Below are 22,474 nucleotides of genomic sequence, written 5' to 3'. Positions count from 1 at the left end.
CGGCGTGCCCGGGGGCGATAGTCGACGGCCTCGGCAGGTGCGTCGCGCCGCTGGGTTGTGGCAGCGCGGTGCGTAGCGCTGTCGGTGTGTGGGAGTGCGGTGCGTAGGGCCGTTGGTGTGTGGGAGTGCGGGTGCGTAGGGCCGTTGGTGTGTGGGGTGTGGGTGTGTGGCGCTGTTGGTGTGTGGCGGTGCGGGTGCGTTGGGCCGTTGGTGCGGGAGTGTTGGTGTGGTGGTCGTAGGTGTGCGGCAGGGTGGTGGCGGCGGGGTGGCTGGTTCGGAGGTGGTCAGGGGAGGGTGCCTGGCCAGGTGTTGTCGTCTATGGGCCAGCCGCCGGCGAGGAGGTGCTCGCGGACGCGGGCCAGGTCGGCCTCGCGGGGCATCGCGTCGGTGATCCTGGTGATGCCGACGCCGATGTCGGCTCGGTCGGCGGGGAGGGCGCCCTGCGCGATCAATTCCTCGGCGACCGCACGCACCTCGTCCTCGGTCAGGCGCCGGGCCAGCAGGGCGAGCAGTGGCACGTAGTCGGTGTCGGGCACGCCGTGCGGATATCCGGCGCGCAACCAGTCGACGATCTTGGTGAGCAGTGCGGAAAGTGCCATCGGTCTCCGGTTCTGCGGACTGTCGGGGCTTCGGAACTGCGCGGGAATCATCGTCCTCGCCCTGCTTTTCGAGCGCAAACGCGGTCGTTCAGGACGGGTTCGCCGGGCGGCCGGGCAGCGGATGCGCCAGGTAGCCGTCGGCGAAGTACAGCATCGATCCGCACCGGTCGCACCGGTAGGCGTGTTGCTTCTCGACCTGCTGGCCCAGTTCGCTGGGATGGTCGGTGAGCAGCCCGGCATGGCCGGTGACGAACCCGAGCACACCGATGTAGGTGCGTGGCCGCGCACACCACGGGCAGGTCAGGTCGATCGACTCGCGGTGCCGCTGAATCTCGGCCGCGCGCAGGGCCGTTCGCTGCTCGGCCTGGTCGATGTAATGGGTGGCCGCGGCCGGGGTCACCTGTTCCGGCGCGCTCCACGGACCTTCGTAGACACCGTCCACGGCGGTCCGCAGGTGGGCGAACTCCGCTTCGGATCGGCGCACCACGCGCGTTCCCCGGATTCCGCCGCCCACGCGAAAGGTGATCTCCGCCCGCGAGACGCCCTCCGGCAATCCGGTGCGCAACAGCACGCGTTTGGGATCGCGTGCATCCGGCTTGAATTCGTTCCCCCGACCCGCCACCTCGGCAGAATACCGCGCCGGAGAAGCGATACCGAGCCCGAAATGGCCCCGGATCACGTCAGGCCCGAGCCCCGCCGCCGCGAGTCCGGCGCACTGTGCGACGATGGCGGCGCGGGCGGTGGCCGCGGACGGATCCACCGACCCGACGCTCGTTCACCCGGCGGACATGTTGTCACGGGATCATGGCGCCGGACGGGTGCGCCGCGATCGCAGTCCATCGCCGGTGACGGGAAGTACGGCAGCCGGAGACCGGTCGCCGGACATGGCATCGTGTACCGGGAACAACGACAGTCGGAGCGGAGCTGGCCGTGCGTGGCAATGGGGTTTTGCGGGGCAGCGAATACGCGCTGTTGTCGCGGCGGGTTCGCGAGGCCGGGTTGCTGGAGCGCCGCTTGCGGTACTACGGCTGGAAGAGCGCGATCACGGGTGCGGCGTGGGTAGGCGGCTGGGCGGCGTTCATTGTCGTCGGTGACTCGTGGTGGCAGCTCGCGGTGGCCGTCTGGCTGGCCGTGGTGTTCGCGCAGCTCGCCTTCCTGGGCCACGACGCCGGGCACCGGCAGATCTTCCGGACGCGCCGCGCCAATCACCTGTTCGGCCTGATCGCCGGCAATCTCGCCATCGGCGTCAGCATCGGCTGGTGGACCAGCAACCACAACCGTCACCACGCCCATCCCAATACCGAGGGCGCCGATCCCGATGTCATGGGTGTGCTGGCGCATTCGCACGACCGCGCGGGAGCCGGACGGGGATTGCGGCGGTTGGTCTTCCGCTATCAGGCCTGGCTGTTCTTCCCGATGTTGTTGCTGGAAGCCGGAAGCCTGCACTTCGCGAGCGCGCGTGCGGTAGCGCGGTGGCCCATTTCGCACCGCTGCTGGGAGGGCGCGCTGCTGGCCGCCCACGCCGTCGGCTACCTCGCCGTGGTGTTCGCGGTGCTGCCGCCGGGCAAGGCGCTGGTGTTCATTGCCGTGCAGCAGATGCTGTTCGGGTTCTACATGGGCTGCACCTTCGCCCCCAACCACAAGGGCATGGAGGTGCTGACCACGGACGAGGCCACCGACTTCCTGCGCCGTCAGGTGCTCACCTCCCGCAACGTGCGCGGCAGCCGGCTCATCGATACCGCGATGGGCGGCCTGAACTATCAGATCGAGCACCACCTGTTCCCGTCCATGCCGCGCCCGAATCTGCGTCACGCCCAGCCGCTCGTCGTGGAGTTCTGTCGCGAGCGCGGCGTGCCCTACAGCGAGACCGGTCTGTTCGACTCCTACGCCCAGGCGCTGCGCCATCTGCACGCCGTCGGCGAGTCGATCCGCCGCCCCCCGGTCGTGCCGGCGGCCCCCGCGCCCGTGGCCGCCGAACGGCGCAGCGACGCCAGCGAAGTCGTCGAAGTCCACTGACCAGTTCCACCCGAGCATCGAGAGGTGACCGCCGTGCTGACCGTGGAGGACCGGTTCGCCATCACGGATCTGATCAACCTGCACGGACACCTGACCGACCGCGGTGATTTCGACGGATGGCACGAACTGTTCGCCGAGGACGTCGTCTACGACGTACGCGCCCTCGGTGGCGGTGTGCTCACCGGACTGTCCGCCTGCCGCGAGGCCGCGCTCGCATTGGGCGAGGGGAATCCGGTAGCCCACCACGTCACCAACATCGTGCTGAACCCGGTGACGGACGGCACGGTGCACGCGCTGTCCAAAGGGTTCGGGGTGCTGACGGACGGGTCCGTCGGCAGTGTCACCTACGAGGACACGGTCGAGCGGACCGATGCGGGCTGGCGCATCACGCACCGGATCGTGCGGCCCCGCCGCACGCCACTGCAAGGATGAACCGGCCGCTCACAGGCGGGCGGCGGCCTCCACCATCATCTGCCGCGAGACCTCCGGTGGCTCGGCCTGCACGCTCAGGCGGTCCATGACCAGGCGGTAGATCTCCAGATCGCGTAGGCGGTCCAGGTAGATCGCACTGGTCAATTGTTCGATGTAGACCAGGTCGGGGAGTTCGGGTTCGGCGAAGCGCAGCATGGTGAACGAACTGCCCGCGGCCGCATGGCCGCCCGCGGCGTACGGCAGCACCTGGATCGTCACGTTCAGCCGATCCGACATCTCGACCAGATGCTCCAGCTGCCCGCGCAGCACGTCGTTGCCGCCGATCGGCCGGTGCAGCACCGTCTCGTCCAGCACCGCCCACAGCGTCGGGCCGCCCTCGCGGTCGAGGATCTTCTGCCGCTGGCGGCGCAGTTCGACGCGCCGGTTGGCCTCGTCCTCCTGGTGCCCGAGCGCGACGACGGCGCGGGTGTAGGCCTCGGTCTGCAGCAGGCCCGGAACCAGTTGCGCCTCAAAGGTTCTGATGGAGTGCGCGGCGTGCTCGAGGCCGATGTAGGTTTCGAACCACTGCGGTAGCAGGTCGCTGTAGCGGTGCCACCAGCCCGGCTGGTTGGCCTTGCGTACCAGGTCGAGGAACGCCTCGCGATCCTGCGGATCGTCGACGCGATACAGCGTCAGCAGGTCGCGGATGTCGCGTTCCTTGAAGCCGGTGCGGCCCAGTTCCAGACGGCTGATCTTGGCGTGCGAACCGCGAATGTGCTCGCCCGCGGCGTCGCGGGTGATCCCGCACTGCTCGCGTAGCTTGCGGAGCTGCCCGCCCACGGCGATCCGCAGCGCTGTCGGACCACGTTCGGCGACAAGCGAATCCACGCTGCCGATCCGAGACTGAACCGGTTCTGGGATCATGACCTCTACTCCGATGCTCGACGATCACCAGCGGTGTCCAAGACCGCCGACCACACCGCGTCGATGCAACATCATACCCCTCCGGCGGGCCTAGGCCAGAGTTCCGTACCGTCCGGAATCTCTTGGCCGACTGCCGTTGCCGTCGTCGCTGGTCTCCCGGGTAATGGCGCGCGACGCTGGGCATTCGTCCACCTCTGTGCCCCGAGCCGGGTTTGCGGAGGGTCGCCGCGGCGGCCTTCGTAGCACCGCGACCGACCGGCGACGGTGCGTTTTCCGCGTGTGATTCAGGGATGGGCGCTCCCGGCCCGCAGTGATTGCCGGTGGTGTGCCCGGCCGCCTCGAGCATGTGCTTGCTCAACAGTTGCCGAAAATCGAAAACCGCTGTGGCGACGTCACGTTTACAGATATGGGAGCAGGAGACAGTAGGGTTGCCAATCGATTACTGAAGGTCTTCTCGCATGGAGGTGGTAACGAGATTGCACTACTCAGTGGTGATCATCGGGTCGGGATTCGGCGGTATCGGCATGGGTGCCGCGCTGCGGCGAGCCGGGGTGGACGACTTCGTCATCCTCGAGGGCGGCCCCGGACTCGGCGGGGTATGGCGCGACAACACCTATCCCGGTTGCAGCTGTGACGTTCCGGCGCATCTGTATTCGTTCTCGTTCGCCCCGTATCGCAGCACCCGCACCAGATATCCGGACCAGCGCCACACCCTGGACTATCTCCGGAAGGTGGTCGCCGAACAGGGTTTGACGGCCCGGCTGCGGCCGCACTCGGCGGTCACCGAGGCGATCTATCTCGAACACGCCGCCTGCTGGGCGCTGGTGACCGCCAACGGAACTCGTCTCACCGCCGACATCGTCGTCTTCGCCGTCGGTCAGCTTCATCGCCCGAATGTGCCGGTGTTCCCCGGCCACAGCGAATTCGCGGGCGCGTCGTTCCACACCGCGCAGTGGGACCACGACGTCGACCTCGGCGGCCGGGACGTCGCGGTGGTCGGCACGGGTTCCAGTGCGGCGCAGGTGCTGCCAATGCTGCGGGCCACCGCGCGCAAAGTCACTGTGTTCCAACGCTCGCCGCAGTGGATCCTGCCCAAACCCGGCCGGGAGTTCGGTGTGCTCGCCCGGACCGCCTTGCACCTGCCCGGCGGTCATCGTGCCTATCGTCGGCTGCTGTCGCAGGCCGCGGATTCGCTGTTGTCGCCGATCATGCGGGGTGGCTGGTCGGCTCGGCCCGCTCGGTGGCTCGCGAACGCGTACCTGCGTCGCTCGGTCGCGGACCCGGCACTGCGCGCCCGGCTGACGCCCGACTATCCGATCGGCGCCAAGCGAATCCTGTTCGACAGCAATTTCCTTCGGGCACTGAGCGAACCGAACGTCGAGCTGGTGACGGCGCCGATCGCGCGCCTGACCCGCGACGGCCTCGAGACGGTCGACGGTACGCGCCATCGCGCCGAGGTCATCGTGTACGCGACGGGCTTCCGGGCGTCCGAATTCCTCGCGCCGATCGCGGTGCGCGGTCGCGGCGGACGGCTGCTGCACGACCAATGGCGCTCGGGCGCTTCGGCATTCATGGGCCTGGCGGTGCCCGGATTCCCGAATGCCTTCCTCATCGCCGGGCCCAATTCGTTCAATCCGGCGGGGAGCAATCCGAGTATGAAGGAACTGCAGATCGACTACATCATGAAGTGCCTGCGGTGGCGAGACGAAACCGACGCCGCCGCAATCGAAGTGAGCGCCGACGCGATGGCCGCCTACGAGCTGTGGATGCGGGCCGCGCTCTGCCGCACCGTCTGGTCGTCCGCCGGTTCGAGCTGGTACAAGCACGAGAGCGGGGCCGTCACCAACCCGTGGCCGGCCTCGGCCCGCACCTTCGCCCGCATGCTGCGGCATGCCCCGGCACGGTCCTTCACCACGATCGCGAGGGCCGCGAGAGATACCACCGAGAACATTCCGGCCTAGCCGAGTGATGCCGGTCGAGGCGCCGCCGGGATTCCGGCGGTGCCCAGCGGTCGACCCGGGTGCGTGATCGCGGAACTTCTGGTGTCATGGTGGGGGGAGGGGACATGTCGGAATTCGCGGGTACATCCAACCGAAAGTCCGATCGCGCACGGATCGGCGGCTGGTGGGAGTTCGCGGTCACGGCCGTATGCGCTGTTGTCGGGATACTGTCCGCCGGCCTGTGGCTGCGGTGTGTCTACCTGGTGGCCGACTCGCGCTTCTCGTCCGATCCACTCACCGACCCGCACGGCTACGGACTGATATTCGGCACGGTACTGGGCATCGTGGCCGGATCGGTCGCCGCCGTCGTTGTGCCCCGGGCCTTCCCGCGACAGCATCGGCACCTGGTCCGGAGGGTCGCGACCCTGGTCTTCCTGGCCGCGTCGATATCACTGATCACCCTGCTGGTCTCCGCCTAGTTGTGATGTCACCCAGTCCGCGCAGCGCGGAGTCCAGCTTCCGCCAGAGATCTCCCACCCGCCCGCGGCCCGGGGGCGGCACCGGATATCGCGACAGAACACTCACCACGATGGGACCGGCCAGCTCCCTTGCCGTTTCGAGGTAGTCGTCACCCACCCGGTGATCATCGGCGTCGAGTTCGAACGCGCGAGCGGCGTGGGCCGCGGGCATGAGGATGTGCCCGCCTTGATGCGCCTGGGCGAGTGGATGCAGATACGCCGCGGCTCCCGCGTACCCGGCGGCGCGCGCCGCGTCGGCGGCGGCAAGGCGTCCCACTTCCAGTGCCGCGCGTGCGGCGCGGTGTGCGTCCAGGGCGGTCACCCGCAGTGCCTTGGTCCGCCCGCCTCCCGCGGTGAACCTGCGCGCCTCCTCGAATACGGCGCGGGGCCGCCGGTCGGCCGGGCAGTCACGCTCGAAGAGGGACAGGGCGGGTTCGGCACATGCGAGGGCGTAGGCGGTGATCTCGCGCAACTCGGCCATGGTGAGTGCGATCGTCGGTTTCTGATCGGCCATGTGGTTGCACAGTATCGTTGAACCTTCGGTGGGGACTTTCCAGCGGAACTGTCGGCATATGGCGAGAAACCCTCAAATCTGCCTGTCGGCATGACATTTTGAAGTGTATTCAAATCCTTGACCAGCCCCTGGTCCCCGCACTACGGTCAGATTTGAATCTGGTTCAAGAATTGGAGGGTCGTGGTCGGCAACCGGCGGGGTGAGGCTTCTCGGGCCGCCTTGTTGGAGGCGGGGCGGGCGGCGTTCAGCGAGCAGCGGTACGAGGATGTGTCGATCGTGGACCTGGCTCGGTCGATCGGGGTGGCCGCGGGGTCCATCAGCTACCACTTCGGTGGCAAGCGGGGTTTCTACCTGGCGGTGCTCGAGCAGGCGGCCGAGGAGTTCTGGAGCGACCTGGTGTCGATGCGCGGGCCCGCGCTGGACCGGCTGCACCGGGGAGTGGACCAGCTCCTCGACCGCGCCGAGCATCAGGCCAGTGGGTTCGAGGCGCTGATCGCCGACGTGGCCGACGCGGAGGTACGCAGTATCCGCGATCGGCATCGCCGCCGGGTCGCGGAGGCGCTGGCCGTGGAGATCACCGGCGGCGACACCAGCGGGGTGCTGCGCACGGCGATCAACGGCTACCTGTCCTTCATCGAGGGCGTCGTACTGCACTGGGTGCACAGCGAGGAGATCTCGCGCGAACAGGTCCGGGATCTCATCGTGGCCAACCTCTTCGGCACCGTGCTCAGCGCGCTGCGTTCGGATCCGGATATTCAACTGGCCCAGCGGGTGCTGGACGCGGCGATACCCGATTCGGAGCTGCTGTCGTCGCTGCTCGGCCTCCCGTCGCTGACCCGTCCCGCCGACACTGTGGAGTAGTTCGATGTCGAACCCCTTGCCCTCCAGCCCTTCCCGGCTGGCGTCGCACCCGATCGCCCGCGCGGTGGCCTACCTGATCGGCCCGCGCGGACTGCGCGACCGCGACGCGCTGCGGGCCGAGGTCGCGGGCAAGGTCGTCGTCGTCACCGGCGCGTCCTACGGACTCGGTGAGGCCACCGCGCGATTGTTCGCGCGGGCAGGCGCCAGGGTGGTGCTGGCGGCGCGGTCGATGGACCGGTTGGGCGAACTCGCCGATGAGATCACCGCGGCGGGCGGACAGGCGTTCGCCTATCCGCTGGATCTGACCAGCGAGCAGTCGGTGTCGGAGTTCGCCGCCTCGGTGCTGTTCGATTTCGGCGAGGTCGATTACCTGATCCACAACGCGGGCAAGTCGCTGCGGCGATCGGTTCACCTGTCCTACGACCGGCCCAAGGACGTCACCGCCACCGCGGGAGCCAATTACGTGGGCCCGATGCGGCTGACGCTGGCGTTGCTGCCCGCGATGCGCGCTCGCGGGCGCGGGCACATCGTGAACGTGTCGACGGTCGGCATCATGTTCCCGGTCGTGCCGAAATGGGGCTTCTACCTGTCGTCGAAGGCGGCGTTCGACTGGTGGCTGCGGGCGGTGGGGATGGAGGCGCGCGCCGACGGCGTCACCCTGACCACGTTCTACGCCGGGCTCATGCACACCCGGATGAGCGCGCCGAGCCGCTGGATGCGGCTGCTGCCGGGCCAGACACCCACCGACGCGGCGCGCGTGATCGCCCGCGCGGTGGTGCGCAAGCCGCGCACGCTGACCCCGGTCTACGGGCATCCGTCGGCGATTCTCGTTCCGCTGCTGCGTGTTCCGAACGAATGGCTGCTCGGCTTCGTCTACCGGTTCCTCGGCGATACGCAGGCCTCGCTGGCCCGGGTGCGGGCGTCGCGGCCCGCCGAGCCGACGCCGGAGGTGCGTTCCGGTGTGCGCTGACTTCGGGCGGAGTGTGCGGCAGTGGGCCGCGGCGGTACCGGCCATCGCGACGTCGGGGCTGTTGTCTCCGATGGCGCCGCGGGCGCTGGCGGCCCTGGCCCGGGACTTCCGCCGGTTCGGCCCGACCCCGGCGATGTTGTTGGCGGCCAGCGCGATTCGCTTCCCCGAGCGCATCGCGGTGATCGACGAACGCGGCGAGCTGACCTACCGGCAGTTGCAGCGGCGCACGGAGGCGATCGCGGCGGCGCTGTATGCCCTCTCGCCCGCCGCGCCGCGATCGGTGGGCATCGTCTGCCGCAATCATCGCGGGTTCGCCGAGGCGATGGGCGCGGGCGCGCAACTGGGCGCGGAGTTGATCTTCGTCAATACCGAGCTGCCGCCGCCGCAACTGGCGGCGATCCTGCGCCGCCACGACCCCGACGTCCTCGTCTACGACGAGGAATACGCGGCGGCCGTCGAGGAAGCCGGCTACCCCGGCATACGGGTGCTGGCCTGGCACGAGCCCGGATCGGCTGCGCGGCCGCCGACACTGGACCAGCTTGCCGCGCAACACCATCCGGCTCCGCCGCCGGTGCGCCGGGCAGTGCGGCTGACGTTGCTGACCTCCGGTACCACGGGCCTGTCCAAAGGCGTGCCGCGCGTGGTGAAACCGCAGGCGATCGCGCTGCTGACCGCGACCGCCATGGCGCTGCTGCGGCTGCGCTCCTCGGACCGCGTGCTGGTGGCGCCGCCGTTCTTCCACGGTTTCGGCCTGCTCGCGCTGCTCGGACCGCTGGCACTGGGCGCCACCGCGATCTGCCGCCGCCGCTTCGACGCTCGCCTCGCCCTCGACGACATGGCCCGGCATCGGGTCACGGTGCTGATGGCGGTTCCGGTCATGTTGCAGCGGCTGCTGGCCGTCCCCGAACTCGCGGCATCCGCCCCGAGCCGCTCGGCCCTGCGGAGCATTGTCACCGGCGCCGCGCCGATTTCGGCGGGCACCGTCGCGGGCGTGCTCGACGCGTTCGGTCCCATCCTGATCAACGGGTACGGGTCCACCGAGGCGGGTCTGGTCACCATCGCGGGCCCGGCCGATCTGGTGGCCGCACCGAACACGGCGGGCCGTCCGGCGCTGGGCGTGTCGGTGCGCATCCTGCGCGCGGACCGCACCGCCGCACCGGTCGGGGAGACCGGCATGATCTTCGTGCGCACCGCCCTGGAATACACCGGCTACACCCCCGACGCCACTGCCCGGGCCACGGCCAAGGAGGTCGTCGACGGTCACGTCAACACCGGGGACATGGGCCACATCGATGCGCGGGGCCTGCTCTACATCGATGGCCGCTCCGACGACATGATCGTCTCCGGTGGGGAGAACGTGTTTCCCGGCGAGGTCGAGGAGCGTCTCACCACGCATCCCGGCATTGCCGACGCCGTGGTCATCGGTGTCCCCGACGCCGAATTCGGGCAGGTGCTGCATGCCTTCGTCGTCGCGGCCACCGATGTCGAGACGCCGTCCGACGACGAACTCCGGCAGTACGTGCGAGCCGGCCTGGAGCGCTACAAGGTGCCCAAGCGGTTCGTCGTGCTCGACGAGATCCCGCGCAACGCCAGCGGCAAGGTGCTGCGCGGGCGGCTGCGCGACGCCTCCTGATCCGCCCCGCCGAGGAGATCGACCTGCACGAAGGCCGGGTAGGCGGCTGGTGTAGCCGCTACCGCGACGCCGACTCCTGGTAGATCTCGGCAAAGGTCTTCGAGTCCTTCATCAGATCGTCGCAGAATGCCGCGACGTCATCGCCGACGATTTCCATGACGCTTTTGCCGCCCGCGACCCCTTCCTCGAAGAAATCGACCACGCCCGACAGCAGGCTGCCGTCGGCCAGCTCGACCGGCCCGACCTTGAAAAAGTACTTCTGCATCTCCTGGTAGACGATCTGGTAATCGGGTGGGAGCGCCTTGACCCGCGCCATGTGCGCTCGCCACTCCCGCCTGCCCTCGATGATGTCGCGAATACCCATCTCATTCTCCCAGCCGGCTCAGTTTTCGGGCGACGTTCCTGTTCAACTGCTCGCGCCATTTGTCGCGATAACTCTTGGCGCCTTCCTCACCGGCGATCGCCGCGCAGAAGGCTCGGATGTCCTCGCCCAGCGCCTCCTGCACGCTCTGGCCGTCCGCCGCGGTCTCCTCGAGCAGGCCCAGAGTGCTGTCGAGGATCGGCATCAGGTTGCGGCCGGTGAAGTCCGCGTAGGGGAAGAGGTTGGCCTTGATCTCGTTCCATGCCGCTCGATACTCGGCCGGGAGAGCTTCGGCGCGTTCCTCGAAGGCCTTGTACTCCCTGCTGAGATCGTTGCCCGTGATCGTGTCCCAGACGTTCATTTCCTGCTTTCCTTGAGCTCGTTGATGCGCGACGAGACGTACTCCCACTTCGCCCAGAATGTGGCGAGTTCCGCGCGCCCCGCATCATTGAGTGCGTAGAACTTGCGTGGCGGTCCGACCTCGGAGGGTCGTTTGGAAACATCGACCAGCTTGTTCTTCTCCAGCCGCACCAGAATGGTGTAGACAGTGCCCTCGATGACATCGGAGAAGCCGAGTTCATTGAGCCGCCGCGTGATCGCGTACCCGTACGTCTCCTCGGACCCGATGATCTCGAGAACGCACCCCTCCAACGTCCCCTTCAGCATCTCCGTCAAGTTGTCCGTGGCAACTCCTTCCGCTCGACCGCTATTCGGTGGTACCGACTACCACTAGACTGTATCACAGAGTAGCGAGGACATGGGGGTGTCCGCCGGAAAGTTCTGGTGTTTGCGCATCGAGCGGTATGGGTACCCCTGATCCGGCGACCTGTGCCGCCGATCGGAAGGTGAAGTGCCCCCGGCAGGAATCGAACCTGCGACCTAGGGATTAGAAGGCCCTTGCTCTATCCAACTGAGCTACGGAGGCAGTGCACAGCACCACACACCATGCCGGGTTCTCGGCACGGTGTCCAGCGCGATTAGTATAGCGAGCGTCCAGATTTCGTCCGAGCTGCCGCTGCGCAACTCGCGGGCATGTCAGCGGGGCCACAGGCGGCGACGGCAGGTGCGGACCGGGACGGCCGGGGGTGTGGGCGCCGAACTAGGCTGAACCGCATGTCGTCACCGCAGGACCCGTCCGTCGAACCCGAATCCCAGGGCGTCCGGTCGGAGTCGGCGGCGATGTTCCCGGTGCTCACCGCGATCGCCACGGCCCTGGCGGCGCTGGTCGCACCGCTGGTGGTGGGTCTGTCCGCAGCTCAGGCGCTGACGCTGCTCGGAATCCCGGATCCCGGTCCGCTGACCACCTACGGTCTGCCGGCGGTCCGGGCGGTCGCCGATCTGGCCGCGGCGGTGGCGGTCGGTTCGCTGCTGTTCGCGGCATTCCTCACGCCGCCGCAGCGTAATGGACTGCTGGACGTGGGCGGGTACCGGGCGCTGCGGCGCGCCGGGATCGCGGCGCTGGGATGGGCCGGAGCGGCCGCGGTATTGGTGCCGCTGACGCTGTCGGACACCACCGGGCAACCCGTGCGGTCGACGCTGCGGCCGGACCGGGTGTGGCATGCCATCGCGCAGGTCGAGGTCGCCGGTTCGTGGCGGACGACGGCCTTCATGGCCCTGGCCCTCGCGATCGGCTGCCGCCTCGCGCTGCGCTGGGGCTGGACGCCGGTGCTGTTCGGGTACGCGGTGCTGTGCCTGATGCCGGTCGCCCTGACCGGGCACTCCTCGTCCGGCGGCGCGCACGACGTGGCGACCAACAGCCTGATCCTGCACCTGGTCGCGGTGTCGCTGTGGGTGGGCGGGCTGTTGTCGGTGCTGGCCTACGCCGTGCGCGGCGGCGAGCACACCGGGTTGGCGGCGCGGCGGTTCTCGCTCGTGGCCGCCGGGGCGTTCGCGGTCGTGGCGCTGAGCGGGGTCGTCAATGCCTGGGTGCGGGTGCCGGGCAGCGAATTGTTCACCACCACCTACGGCCGATTGGTGATCGCGAAGACGGCCGCGCTGTGCGCACTCGGGGTGATCGGTTTCCTGCAGCGGCGCATCGCGGTGCCCGCGCTGCGGAAGAACCCGCGCGACCGTGCCGCGCTGATCCGCTACGCCGGGGTCGAGGCGCTGGTGTTCGCGGCCACCGTCGGGCTCGCCGTCGGGCTGGGCCGCACGCCGCCCCCGGACCTACGACGGGTGCCCACCCCGGCGGAAGTGGAGCTGGGATACGACCTGGCCGGCCCGCCCACGGTCGCGCGACTCCTGTTCGACTGGCGCTTCGATCTGATCTTCGGGACGCTGTCCCTCGTGCTTGCTGTGCTGTATCTGGCCGGGGTGCGGCGACTGCGCTCCCGCGGCGACGCCTGGCCCGCCGGGCGCACCGTCGCCTGGCTGTGTGGTTGCGCGGTGTTGCTGATCGCCACCAGTTCGGGTGTCGGCCGCTACGCCCCGGCCATGTTCAGCGTGCACATGGCCCAGCACATGCTGCTGTCGATGCTGGCCCCGATCCTGTTCGCGCTCGGCGGTCCGGTGCTGCTGGCGCTGCGCGCGCTGCCACCGGCCGGGCGCGACGCACCGCCGGGGCCGCGGGAGTGGGTGCTGGCCGCGGTGCACAATCCGGTCTCGCGCTTCATGACTCAGCCCGTCGTGGCCACGGCGTTCTTCGTCGTCGGCTTCTACGCGCTGTATCTCGGCGGCATCTTCGATTCGGTGGTCGACTCGCACGGCGCGCACCTGCTGATGAACCTGCACTTCCTGGTGTCGGGCTACCTCTTCTACTGGGTGGTGCTCGGGATCGATCCGAAACCGCGGCAGGTGCAGTCGATGACGAAGGTGGGCATGGTGTTCGGCTCGCTGCCGTTCCACGCGTTCTTCGGCGTCGCGCTGATGAGTATGACGACCGTGCTGGGCGCCTCGTTCTACCGCTCGATCGGGCTGGGGTGGAACACCGACCTGCTCGGCGATCAGCGCACCGGTGGCAGCCTGGCCTGGGCGAGCGGCGAGATCCCGCTGGTGCTGGTGATGCTGGCGCTGCTGATCCAGTGGTCGCGCAGCGACGACCGGATGGCCAAGCGGATGGACCGCGCCGCCGAACGCGACCACGACGCAGATCTGGCCGCGCACAATGCCATGTTCGCCGAGCTGGCGCGGCGGGATCGGGGGACCCGGCCGTGACCGACGCGCCCACGACGGGAAATGTGCAGCGGCTGTACCGGTCCGATGTGCGGGCCGCGCGCCTGCGGCTGGGCCGGCGGGTGCGGGTCACGCCCGTGTTCCACACCGAGGTGACCGGGCCGCACGGTCCGATCAAGGTGACCTTCAAACTCGAATACCTCCAGCACGGCGGCACTTTCAAGGTGCGGGGCAGCCTGAACGCGCTGCTGGAGAACCGGTCCGATCGGCGCGGCGTCGTCATCGCCTCGGGCGGCAATGCCGGTATCGCCGCGGCGCTGGCGTGCGCCGTACAGGAACGATCCTGCACGGTGGTGGTGCCCGAGTCGGCGCCACACACCAAGGTGGCCGCCATGTGGGCCTACGGCGCCGAGGTGCTCTGGCACGGCACGACCTACGCCGACGCCAAGAGTTACGCGGCGCAGCTGGCCGTGGAGCGCGGCGCGCTGCAACTGCACGCCTACGACCTGCCCGCCGTGGTGGCCGGAGCGGGCGTGGTGGGGCTCGAGATAGAGCGCCAGGTCCGCGGCCGTCCGCCGGTGCTGGTCGCGGTGGGCGGAGGCGGACTGGCGTCGGGGATCGCGGCCGCACTGGGGCTGCGGGGCCGTGTGATCGGCGTGGAGCCGAAGGGCTCGCCCACCCTGCACGCCGCCCTGGCCGCCGGCCGCCCCGTGGACGTGCACGTCAGCGGCCTGGCGTCGGATGCGTTGGGCGCCACCAGGATCGGTGACATTCCGCTGGAACTCGCGCAGCGGTACCGGATGGGCTCGCTGCTGGTCAGCGACGACGCGATCGCGATGGCACGCGAGTATCTGTGGCGGGAATTCCGGATCGTGGTCGAACCGGCCGGCGCGGTGGCGCTGGCGGCGATCCAGAGCGGCGCGTACGTGCCCGGCCCGGGGGAGCGGCCGGTGATCGTGCTGTGCGGGGCGAACACGGATCTGGCGACGCTGTAGGAGCGGCCGCGCACAGCGGAACGGCGGGTATCCACAGCCGGGATATTCATCCACAGATCCGAATTCGGTCTGTTGCGGCGGCGGGCGATCGATCAGGCTGGACGTGTCCCGATCGCACGGGGCACAGGGGATCGGTCCGCGCGGCCGCGCGCCGTCGAGGGACCGAATAACGAAGGGGCGGAACATGTACGAGGCGAATACGGCCGTCATCGGCAACGTCGTCACGCATCCGGTACGGCGCAGCCTGCCCGGCGGCGAGCAGGTGGTGTCGTTCCGGATGGCGAGCACCGCCCGCCGGTTCGATCGCGACAGCGGCAGCTGGGTGGACAACGGCACCCTCTATCTCACCGTCAACTGCTGGCGGCGGCTGGTCGAGGGGGTGGACGCCTCGATCCGCCGCGGCGACCCCGTCATCGCCTACGGGCAACTGCGCACCGCGGAGTACCAGACCAGAGAGGGAGTGGCCCGGCACGACCTGGAAATGCGCGCGACCGCCCTGGGCCCGGACCTCGCCCGCTGCTCCGCCCCCGTATTGCACCCTCCGGGCGGGAACTCCACCGTCCCCGCGCCCGTTGATGTCGAGGCGGATCATCGAGCGCCGGATGACGAGCGATTCCCCTCCGCGGCGCCCCCGCGGTAGCTCCGCTTCGTCCCGCACACACCCACACCGATAGGCTTTCGCACATGGCTGAGTTCATTTACCAGATGAGGAAAGTTCGCAAGGCGCACGGCGACAAGGTCGTCCTCGACGACGTGAACTTGAACTTCCTCCCGGGCGCCAAGATCGGCGTTGTCGGTCCGAACGGCGCCGGTAAGTCGAGCGTGCTGAAAATCATGGCAGGCCTGGACCAGCCGAACAACGGGGACGCCTGGCTCGCTCCCGGCGCGACCGTCGGCATCCTGCAGCAGGAGCCGCCGCTGAACGAGGAGAAGACCGTTCGCGGCAATGTCGAGGAGGGCCTCGGCGAGATCAAGGTGAAGCTGGACCGCTTCAACGAGATCGCCGAACTCATGGCCACCGACTACTCCGACGAGCTGATGGAGGAGATGGGCAAGCTCCAGGAAGACCTGGACCACGCCGACGCCTGGGACCTGGACTCCCAGCTGGAACAGGCGATGGACGCGCTGCGCTGCCCCCCGCCCGACGAGCCGGTCACCAACCTCTCCGGTGGTGAGCGCCGCCGCGTCGCGCTGTGCAAGCTGCTGCTGAGCAAGCCCGACCTGCTGCTGCTCGACGAGCCCACCAACCACCTCGACGCCGAGTCCGTGCTGTGGCTCGAGCAGTTCCTCGCGCAGTATCCGGGCGCCGTGCTGGCCGTCACCCACGATCGCTACTTCCTCGACAATGTCGCCCAGTGGATTCTCGAGCTCGACCGCGGCCGTACCTACCCCTACGAGGGCAACTACTCCACCTATCTGGAGAAGAAGGCCGAGCGCCTGGAGGTCCAGGGCAAGAAGGACCAGAAGCTGCAGAAGCGGCTGAAGGACGAGCTGGCGTGGGTGCGGTCGGGCGCCAAGGCCCGCCAGGCCAAGAACAAGGCCCGCCTCGGCCGGTACGAGGAGATGGCCGCCGAGGCCGAGAAGATGCGCAAGCTGGACTTCGAGGAGATCCAGATCCCGGCCGGGCCGCGCCTGGGCAATGTGGTCGTCGAGGTCGAGCACCTGGACAAGGGCTTCGGCGACCGCCAGCTGATCAAGGATCTGTCGTTCACCTTGCCGCGCAACGGCATCGTGGGTGTCATCGGTCCCAACGGTGTCGGTAAGTCGACGCTGTTCAAGACCATCGTCGGCCTCGAGCAGCCGGACAGCGGCACGGTGCGGATCGGCGACACGGTCCAGCTGAGCTACGTCGACCAGAACCGCGCCGGCATCGACCCGAACAAGACGGTGTGGCAGGTGGTCTCCGAGGGCCTGGACTTCATCCAGGTCGGCAGTCAGGAAATGCCCTCGCGCGCATACGTTTCCGCCTTCGGCTTCAAGGGCCCGGACCAGCAGAAGCCCGCGGGCGTGCTCTCCGGTGGTGAGCGCAACCGCCTGAATCTGGCGCTCACCCTCAAACAGGGCGGCAACCTGATCCTGCTCGACGAGCCGACCAACGACCTCGACGTCGAGACCCTCGGCTCGCTGGAGAACGCCCTCGAGCAGTTCGCCGGTTGCTCCGTGGTCATCTCCCACGACCGCTGGTTCCTCGACCGCACCTGCACCCACATCCTGGCGTGGGAGGGCAACGACGACAACGAGGCCGCCTGGTTCTGGTTCGAGGGCAACTTCGAGGCATACGAGGCCAACAAGGTGGAGCGGCTCGGACCGGACGCCGCGCGCCCGCACCGGGTCACCCACCGCAAGCTGACCCGCGACTGATATTCCGTCGCGCGGCGCCGGTTACCGAGGGGTTATCCAGAAGCAAACAGTGTCGTTCGTCATATTTCCAGCGTGTGCCAAATAACCACCGGCGCAACGCTTGTCGAGCGCTACCTGGAAGTTCGGCACGGCGCGGGCGCGGTCGTACCAACCGGAACGTTCGGGCGGGTTGCCGTAGTCGCAGGTTTGGGGAGATTCCTCGGCGGCGTCTGCGGCGCCCAGCTACTCTCGACTCCGGCGTCACTTTGTTGCGGAACCCAATCCGAGGGAGTTGGCGAAGAAAATGACGGTCTCGTCCGATATGTCCACCGTGGCGTGGGTCGCGAGTTTGCCGGAGCAGTTGCGCGGCGAACTGGCGAGCCTCGAGGAGGCGTACTTCCGCCACGTGGACGCCGGCGATGTGGACTGCGCGATCACCGGGGGTTCGAACCTGGTGTTCCGGCGGCACATCGAACTGGGTTTGCTCCGCCCGCCGGGACAGGCGCGGGTGCGGGTGTACTACCCGGACGACGGTTCGGGCCTCGGGGCCGCGGTGCAGATGGTCACCGACGACATGCCGCTGCTGGTGGAGTCGGTCACCTCCTACCTCAGCCGGCAGGCGGTCAGCATCAGCGAGGTGATCCACCCGATCCTCGAGGTGGTCCGCGACGCCGAGGGCGCGCTGGAATCCGCTGTGCCGCACGAGGTCGACGGCAACGGCACGGCGGGCCGCCGGGAGTCCTGGATGCATGTGCAGTTGCATCCCTCGACCAGCCCGGACCTGCTGGCCGAACTCGAGACCGGCATCGCCGACGTCCTCACCGACGTGCGCCAGGTCATCGGTGACACCGAGGCCATGCGCACCGTGCAGGACCGGCTCGCCGACGAGCTGGCCGCGGCGGCCGAGAAAGGCACGCCACCGTTCTCCCCGACCGACCTGATCGACTGCGCCAACCTGCTGCGCTGGCTGGCCGACGGGCACTTCACCGTGCTCGGCTACGCCCGGTACCAGCGCCCCGCCACGGACGATCCGCAGGGGAAACCCGTTGTGGTGGCGGACAGTTCACTCGGCGTGCTGCGTCCCGACGTGGGCACCGACTTCCGGGTCCCGGTGGACAGCGGGGAGCGCCCGCTGCTGATGCTCACCCAGGGCCTGGTGCCGGCGACCGTGCACCGGTCGGTGTACCCGTACTTCGTCGGTGTCGCGGAATTCGATTCCTCCGGCGCCGTGACCGGCGAGCACTTGTTCATCGGCGTGTTCACGGTGGCCGCGATGCACGAGAACGTGCTCGACATTCCGGTGGTCGAGCGCCGGGTGCGATCGGTGATCGAGCAGAGCGGCTTCGACCTGGACTCCTTCTCGGGTCAAGCGATGCTCGAGGTCATCCAGTCCTTCCCGCGCACCGAGCTGTTCTCCGCGGACGTCGAGACGATGCGGCACACCGCGGGCGCGGTGCTCAATGTCGGTATGCGACGGCAGGTGCGGCTGTTCCTGCGCTCGGACTCCTACGGCCGATTCGTGGCCTGCATGGTCTACCTGCCGCGCGACCGCTACACCACCCGGGTCCGGCTGGAGATCCAGGACATCCTGGTGCGCGAGCTGGGCGGCGTCTCCATCGACTATTCGGCCCGGGTCTCCGAAAGCGAGCTGGCCAGTGTGTATTTCACCGTGCGGCTGCCGGAACCCGGCACCCCGGTGGATGTCTCGGAGACCAACCGGCTGCGCATCCAGGGTCTGCTCGCCGAGGCCAGCCGCACCTGGGACGACCACCTGCGCGACGAGGTGGCCGCCTCCACGGTGCTGGATCCGGCCGTGGTGCAGCGCTACACGGCCGCCCTGCCCGACGCCTACAAGGAAGACTTCTCGGCGGGCCGTGCGCTCGCCGACATCGTCCGCCTGGAACGGCTCGGCGCGGGCCGGATCGACCAGCACCTGTACCGCCGTCCCGGCGCCGAGCCGGGTTCGTGGCGCTTCACCCTCTACGTCGGCGGTGGCATCTCGCTGAGCCAGGTGCTGCCGCTGCTGCAGAGCCTCGGTGTCGAGGTGGTCGACGAGCGGCCGTACCAGCTGCAGTTCGAGGACGGCCGCGAGACCTGGATCTACGATTTCGGGCTGCAGGCCCGGCCCGACCTGCTGCGCATGGCGCTGGACCGCGACATGGACGCCGAGCTGGTGGAGAAGACCGACCGCCTCGAGGCCCTCGGGATGCGGGAGCGCGGCCTGCGCGAGCGGTTCACCCAGGCATTCGACGCCCTGTGGTACGGGCGCGCCGAGGCCGACGGCCTGAACGAGCTCGTGCTGCGCGCGGGCCTGAGCTGGCGCACGGTGTCGATCCTGCGGGCGTATTCGAAGTACCTGCAGCAGGCCGATTTTCCGTACAGCCAGGCCAATATCGCCCGCGTGCTGCTCGCCTCACCGGACGCGGCGCGGCTGTTCGTGGACCTGTTCGCGGCGCTGTTCGACCCCGACTCGGCCGCCGCGGACCGGGCGGCGGAGCTGGAGGCGGCGGTCGCCGAACGCATCAACGAGGTGGTGAGCCTGGATGCCGACCGCATCCTGCGCGCCATCCTGAGCCTGGTGCGGGCGACGCTGCGCACGAACTACTACCGCACCGACGAGCAGGGCGCGCCGCGCGAGTACCTGTCGATCAAGGTCGAGCCGGGCGAGATCGCCGAATTGCCCAGACCCAGACCGCAATTCGAGATCTTCGTGTATTCGCCGCGGGTCGAGGGCGTGCATCTGCGGTTCGGTCCGGTGGCGCGCGGCGGGTTGCGGTGGTCGGACCGTTTGGAGGATTTCCGCACCGAGATCCTGGGTCTGGTGAAGGCTCAGGCGGTCAAGAACGCGGTGATCGTGCCGGTGGGCGCGAAGGGTGGCTTCGTGGTGAAGCATCCGCCCGCCGCGACGGGTGACGCGGCGGTGGATCGGCAGGCGTTGCAGGCCGAGGGCGTCGCTTGCTATCGCACCTTCATCTCGGGTCTGCTGGACGTGACCGACAACGTCGATCACGCGACCGGCGAGGTGATTCCGCCGCCGCGGGTGGTGCGCCGCGACGGGGACGACACGTACCTGGTGGTGGCCGCGGACAAGGGCACGGCGGCGTTCTCCGATATCGCCAACGAGGTGGCGAAGGGGTACGGGTTCTGGCTGGGTGACGCCTTCGCCTCGGGTGGCTCGGTGGGCTACGACCACAAGGCGATGGGTATTACCGCCAAGGGTGCGTGGGAGTCGGTGAAGCGGCATTTCGCGGAGATGGATATCGATACGCAGTCGCAGGAGTTCACTGTGGTGGGTGTCGGTGACATGTCGGGGGATGTGTTCGGTAACGGGATGTTGTTGTCGGAGCACATTCGGTTGGTGGCGGCGTTCGATCATCGGCATATCTTCTTGGATCCCGATCCTGATGCGGCGCGGTCGTTCGCGGAGCGGCGGCGGTTGTTCGAGTTGCCGCGGTCGTCGTGGCGCGATTACGACGCGTCGGTGATCAGCGAGGGCGGCGGCGTCTACGACCGCACCGTGAAATCGGTGCCGATCAGCCCGCAGGTACGCCGCGCGCTCGGGCTGCCGGACGGAACCGTGTCGATGTCGCCGCCCGAACTCATCCGGGCGATTCTGCTGGCGCCGGTGCAACTGCTGTGGAACGGCGGCATCGGCACCTATATCAAGGCCAGTACCGAATCCAACGCGGAGGTCGGCGACAAATCCAACGACGCGGTGCGTGTCGACGCGAACCGGTTGCGCGTCCAGGTGATCGGCGAGGGCGGCAACCTCGGGCTGACCGCGCACGGCCGGATCGAGTTCTGCCGCAACGGCGGCAAGTGCAATACCGACGCGCTGGACAACTCCGCGGGCGTGGACTGCTCCGACCACGAGGTCAACATCAAGGTCCTCATCGACGGCGTGGTGTCGGCGGGAGAGCTGCCCGCCGCCGAACGCGGCCCGCTGCTGGCCTCGATGACCGACGAGGTGTCGGCAATGGTGCTGCAGGACAACGTGTCCCAGAACATCCTGATGGGCATGTCGCGCACCGAGGCGCCGCGGATGCTGAACGTGCAGAAGCGGCTGATCGAGGACCTGGAGGCGCGCCGGGGCCTGGACCGCGAACTCGAGGCCCTGCCCTCGGACGCGGAGATCAAGCGGCGGTCCGAGGCCGGCGCCGGGCTCACCTCGCCGGAACTGGCCAATCTGATGGCCCACGCGAAGCTCTCGCTGAAAACCGATCTGCTCGAGTCGGATCTGCCCGACAGCGCGTATTTCTCGGCCCGGCTGCCGCAGTACTTCCCGGCACCGCTGCGCGAGCGTTTCGGCGCGGCCATCAAGCGGCACCGGCTGCGGCGGGAGATCGTCACCACCATGGTGGTCAACGAGATGGTCGACCTCGGCGGCATCACCTACGCGCACCGGCTCAACGAGGAGATCGGCGCGAGCGCGACCGACGCGGTGCGCGCATTCGCGGCGGCGACCCAGATCTTCGATCTGCAGTCGATCTGGACCCGCATCCGCGCGGCCGACATCGCCACCGCCGTGCAGGACGATCTGGAACTCGAGACCAAACGCACCCTGGACCGGGCCTCGCGCTGGCTGTTGAGCAACCGGCCGCAGCCCATCGCGGTCGGCGCCGAGATCCACCGCTACAGCGGGGCGGTGCGGGAGCTGGCGCCCAAGGTGCCGGGATGGCTGCGCGGCCACCACATCGACACGCTGGAGGCACAGTCGGCGAAGCTGGTCGGCCGCGGCGTGCCCGAGCAGCTGGCGACCGAGGTCTTCGGCCTGCTCAACCTGTTCCCGCTGCTGGACGTCATCGACATCGCCGACATCACCGACCGCAGCGGCGAAGAGGTGGGCGCGCTGTACTACGCGCTCAACGAGCATTTGAAGATCGACTGGCTGCTGCAGGCGGTCAGCCACCTCGAGCGCGGCGACCGCTGGCACGCGCTGGCCCGGCTGGCGCTGCGCGACGACATGTACGGGTCGCTGCGCTCGCTGACGCTGGACGTGCTGTCCGGCGGTGATCCGGAGGAGACGGCCGAGGAGAAGATCGCGTACTGGGAATCGAAGAACCAGTCCCGGCTGGGCCGTGCCCGCGCCGCGCTGGCGGAACTGTTCGAGTCCGGCACCCACGACCTGGCGACGCTGTCGGTGGCGGCGCGCCAGGTGCGCAGCATGGTCAGCGGCGTGGGCGCGCAGTCGGAGGTGCCGCGCTGAGCTCGAGCCGGTTGTGCCGATTCACAGAAAGCCGTGGATCGGCACGCTGACCGGCGCGGACCGGACGCGCCGCGG

19 protein-coding genes and 1 tRNA gene are annotated in these 22,474 nt (G+C 68.8%); 12 read left to right on the top strand and 8 right to left on the bottom strand.

All coding sequences use genetic code 11. The features are described 5' to 3' along the window. Positions 1 to 284 precede the first annotated feature (284 nt). The gene (locus NWFMUON74_RS27385) at positions 285 to 599 is read right to left on the bottom strand and encodes a DUF3349 domain-containing protein (RefSeq protein WP_187684639.1); all 315 of its coding nucleotides are present in this window, start codon (positions 597 to 599) and stop codon (positions 285 to 287) included. Positions 600 to 687: 88 nt separating this feature from the next. Then, a complete protein-coding gene (locus NWFMUON74_RS27380; RefSeq protein WP_187684638.1) occupies positions 688 to 1,359 on the bottom strand; it encodes a hypothetical protein in 672 nt (223 codons plus the stop codon). A gap of 170 nt (positions 1,360 to 1,529) precedes the next feature. Here NWFMUON74_RS27380 and NWFMUON74_RS27375 point away from each other — a divergent pair, with 170 nt between their 5' ends. Next, positions 1,530 to 2,615: a fatty acid desaturase family protein gene (locus NWFMUON74_RS27375; protein ID WP_232110623.1), complete on the top strand. Its 1,086-nt coding sequence runs from the start codon at positions 1,530 to 1,532 to the stop codon at positions 2,613 to 2,615. A 24-nt stretch (positions 2,616 to 2,639) separates the two neighbouring features. Beyond that, complete coding sequence (locus tag NWFMUON74_RS27370) at positions 2,640 to 3,047, top strand: nuclear transport factor 2 family protein (RefSeq protein ID WP_232110622.1); 408 nt, start codon at positions 2,640 to 2,642, stop codon at positions 3,045 to 3,047. A gap of 9 nt (positions 3,048 to 3,056) precedes the next feature. On the opposite strand, the gene NWFMUON74_RS27365 is transcribed toward NWFMUON74_RS27370, so the two are convergent. Beyond that, positions 3,057 to 3,950: a helix-turn-helix domain-containing protein gene (locus NWFMUON74_RS27365; RefSeq protein ID WP_187684637.1), complete on the bottom strand. Its 894-nt coding sequence runs from the start codon at positions 3,948 to 3,950 to the stop codon at positions 3,057 to 3,059. Positions 3,951 to 4,408: 458 nt separating this feature from the next. Here NWFMUON74_RS27365 and NWFMUON74_RS27360 point away from each other — a divergent pair, with 458 nt between their 5' ends. Beyond that, positions 4,409 to 5,911 carry a flavin-containing monooxygenase gene (locus NWFMUON74_RS27360; protein ID WP_187684636.1) on the top strand — a complete coding sequence of 501 codons (1,503 nt, stop codon included), beginning with the start codon at positions 4,409 to 4,411 and terminating at the stop codon, positions 5,909 to 5,911. Between the two features lie 104 nt (positions 5,912 to 6,015). Further along, a complete protein-coding gene (locus NWFMUON74_RS27355; RefSeq protein ID WP_187684635.1) occupies positions 6,016 to 6,369 on the top strand; it encodes a hypothetical protein in 354 nt (117 codons plus the stop codon). Here the strand turns inward: NWFMUON74_RS27355 and NWFMUON74_RS27350 are convergent. Continuing rightward, positions 6,347 to 6,922: a putative immunity protein gene (locus NWFMUON74_RS27350; protein WP_187684634.1), complete on the bottom strand. Its 576-nt coding sequence runs from the start codon at positions 6,920 to 6,922 to the stop codon at positions 6,347 to 6,349. The genes NWFMUON74_RS27355 and NWFMUON74_RS27350 overlap by 23 nt on opposite strands. A 180-nt stretch (positions 6,923 to 7,102) precedes the next feature. On the opposite strand from NWFMUON74_RS27350, the gene NWFMUON74_RS27345 reads away from it, so the two are divergent. From NWFMUON74_RS27345 to NWFMUON74_RS27335, 3 genes are all read left to right on the top strand, one after another. Beyond that, on the top strand, positions 7,103 to 7,783 hold the full coding sequence (locus tag NWFMUON74_RS27345) for a TetR/AcrR family transcriptional regulator (RefSeq protein WP_187684633.1): 681 nt from the start codon (positions 7,103 to 7,105) through the stop codon (positions 7,781 to 7,783). Between the two features lie 4 nt (positions 7,784 to 7,787). Next, a complete protein-coding gene (locus tag NWFMUON74_RS27340; RefSeq protein WP_187684632.1) occupies positions 7,788 to 8,753 on the top strand; it encodes an SDR family NAD(P)-dependent oxidoreductase in 966 nt (321 codons plus the stop codon). A 70-nt stretch (positions 8,754 to 8,823) separates the two neighbouring features. Continuing rightward, a complete protein-coding gene (locus NWFMUON74_RS27335; protein WP_187689453.1) occupies positions 8,824 to 10,386 on the top strand; it encodes an AMP-binding protein in 1,563 nt (520 codons plus the stop codon). A 58-nt stretch (positions 10,387 to 10,444) separates the two neighbouring features. On the opposite strand, the gene NWFMUON74_RS27330 is transcribed toward NWFMUON74_RS27335, so the two are convergent. The 4 genes from NWFMUON74_RS27330 to NWFMUON74_RS27315 all read right to left on the bottom strand — a co-directional run bounded on the left by NWFMUON74_RS27330 (position 10,445) and on the right by NWFMUON74_RS27315 (position 11,672). Continuing rightward, positions 10,445 to 10,750 (bottom strand): DUF1048 domain-containing protein, encoded by a 306-nt coding sequence (locus NWFMUON74_RS27330; RefSeq protein WP_187684631.1) that lies wholly within the window; start codon positions 10,748 to 10,750, stop codon positions 10,445 to 10,447. Position 10,751: 1 nt separating this feature from the next. Beyond that, positions 10,752 to 11,108: a DUF1048 domain-containing protein gene (locus NWFMUON74_RS27325; protein ID WP_187684630.1), complete on the bottom strand. Its 357-nt coding sequence runs from the start codon at positions 11,106 to 11,108 to the stop codon at positions 10,752 to 10,754. Continuing rightward, positions 11,105 to 11,413, bottom strand: a complete 309-nt coding sequence (locus NWFMUON74_RS27320) for a PadR family transcriptional regulator (RefSeq protein WP_187689452.1) — start codon at positions 11,411 to 11,413, stop codon at positions 11,105 to 11,107. The genes NWFMUON74_RS27325 and NWFMUON74_RS27320 overlap by 4 nt, the downstream gene beginning before the upstream one ends. A 185-nt stretch (positions 11,414 to 11,598) precedes the next feature. Next, positions 11,599 to 11,672: transfer RNA gene (locus NWFMUON74_RS27315), tRNA-Arg, on the bottom strand. Between the two features lie 188 nt (positions 11,673 to 11,860). Between NWFMUON74_RS27315 and NWFMUON74_RS27310 the strand changes: the two genes are divergently transcribed. The 5 genes from NWFMUON74_RS27310 to NWFMUON74_RS27290 all read left to right on the top strand — a co-directional run bounded on the left by NWFMUON74_RS27310 (position 11,861) and on the right by NWFMUON74_RS27290 (position 22,399). Beyond that, a complete protein-coding gene (locus NWFMUON74_RS27310) occupies positions 11,861 to 13,900 on the top strand; it encodes a bifunctional copper resistance protein CopD/cytochrome c oxidase assembly protein (RefSeq protein ID WP_187684629.1) in 2,040 nt (679 codons plus the stop codon). Next, positions 13,897 to 14,853 (top strand): threonine/serine dehydratase, encoded by a 957-nt coding sequence (locus NWFMUON74_RS27305; RefSeq protein ID WP_232110621.1) that lies wholly within the window; start codon positions 13,897 to 13,899, stop codon positions 14,851 to 14,853. Before NWFMUON74_RS27310 ends, NWFMUON74_RS27305 begins: the two co-directional genes overlap by 4 nt. 184 nt (positions 14,854 to 15,037) lie before the next feature. After that, positions 15,038 to 15,493: a single-stranded DNA-binding protein gene (locus NWFMUON74_RS27300; protein WP_187684628.1), complete on the top strand. Its 456-nt coding sequence runs from the start codon at positions 15,038 to 15,040 to the stop codon at positions 15,491 to 15,493. Positions 15,494 to 15,537: 44 nt separating this feature from the next. Next, a complete protein-coding gene (ettA, locus tag NWFMUON74_RS27295; protein WP_187684627.1) occupies positions 15,538 to 17,214 on the top strand; it encodes an energy-dependent translational throttle protein EttA in 1,677 nt (558 codons plus the stop codon). Between the two features lie 283 nt (positions 17,215 to 17,497). Next, positions 17,498 to 22,399 carry an NAD-glutamate dehydrogenase gene (locus tag NWFMUON74_RS27290; protein WP_187684626.1) on the top strand — a complete coding sequence of 1,634 codons (4,902 nt, stop codon included), beginning with the start codon at positions 17,498 to 17,500 and terminating at the stop codon, positions 22,397 to 22,399. The last annotated feature ends 75 nt before the right edge of the window (positions 22,400 to 22,474 follow it).

The organism is Nocardia wallacei (assembly GCF_014466955.1).
Lineage (GTDB): Bacteria > Actinomycetota > Actinomycetes > Mycobacteriales > Mycobacteriaceae > Nocardia > Nocardia wallacei.
This window is presented reverse-complemented; position numbering and strand designations above follow the sequence as displayed.

Bases quoted from the DNA above. Each gene is read 5' to 3' on its own strand.
- NWFMUON74_RS27330 (WP_187684631.1), bottom strand. From the start codon at position 10,750: ATGGGTATTCGCGACATCATCGAGGGCAGGCGGGAGTGGCGAGCGCAC.
- NWFMUON74_RS27335 (WP_187689453.1), top strand. From the start codon at position 8,824: ATGGCGCCGCGGGCGCTGGCGGCCCTGGCCCGGGACTTCCGCCGGTTC.
- NWFMUON74_RS27365 (WP_187684637.1), bottom strand. From the start codon at position 3,950: ATGATCCCAGAACCGGTTCAGTCTCGGATCGGCAGCGTGGATTCGCTT.
- NWFMUON74_RS27360 (WP_187684636.1), top strand. From the start codon at position 4,409: ATGGAGGTGGTAACGAGATTGCACTACTCAGTGGTGATCATCGGGTCG.
- NWFMUON74_RS27310 (WP_187684629.1), top strand. From the start codon at position 11,861: ATGTCGTCACCGCAGGACCCGTCCGTCGAACCCGAATCCCAGGGCGTC.
- NWFMUON74_RS27325 (WP_187684630.1), bottom strand. From the start codon at position 11,108: ATGAACGTCTGGGACACGATCACGGGCAACGATCTCAGCAGGGAGTAC.
- NWFMUON74_RS27320 (WP_187689452.1), bottom strand. From the start codon at position 11,413: ATGCTGAAGGGGACGTTGGAGGGGTGCGTTCTCGAGATCATCGGGTCC.
- NWFMUON74_RS27300 (WP_187684628.1), top strand. From the start codon at position 15,038: ATGTACGAGGCGAATACGGCCGTCATCGGCAACGTCGTCACGCATCCG.
- NWFMUON74_RS27350 (WP_187684634.1), bottom strand. From the start codon at position 6,922: ATGGCCGATCAGAAACCGACGATCGCACTCACCATGGCCGAGTTGCGC.
- NWFMUON74_RS27385 (WP_187684639.1), bottom strand. From the start codon at position 599: ATGGCACTTTCCGCACTGCTCACCAAGATCGTCGACTGGTTGCGCGCC.
- NWFMUON74_RS27355 (WP_187684635.1), top strand. From the start codon at position 6,016: ATGTCGGAATTCGCGGGTACATCCAACCGAAAGTCCGATCGCGCACGG.
- ettA (WP_187684627.1), top strand. From the start codon at position 15,538: ATGGCTGAGTTCATTTACCAGATGAGGAAAGTTCGCAAGGCGCACGGC.
- NWFMUON74_RS27340 (WP_187684632.1), top strand. From the start codon at position 7,788: ATGTCGAACCCCTTGCCCTCCAGCCCTTCCCGGCTGGCGTCGCACCCG.
- NWFMUON74_RS27290 (WP_187684626.1), top strand. From the start codon at position 17,498: ATGACGGTCTCGTCCGATATGTCCACCGTGGCGTGGGTCGCGAGTTTG.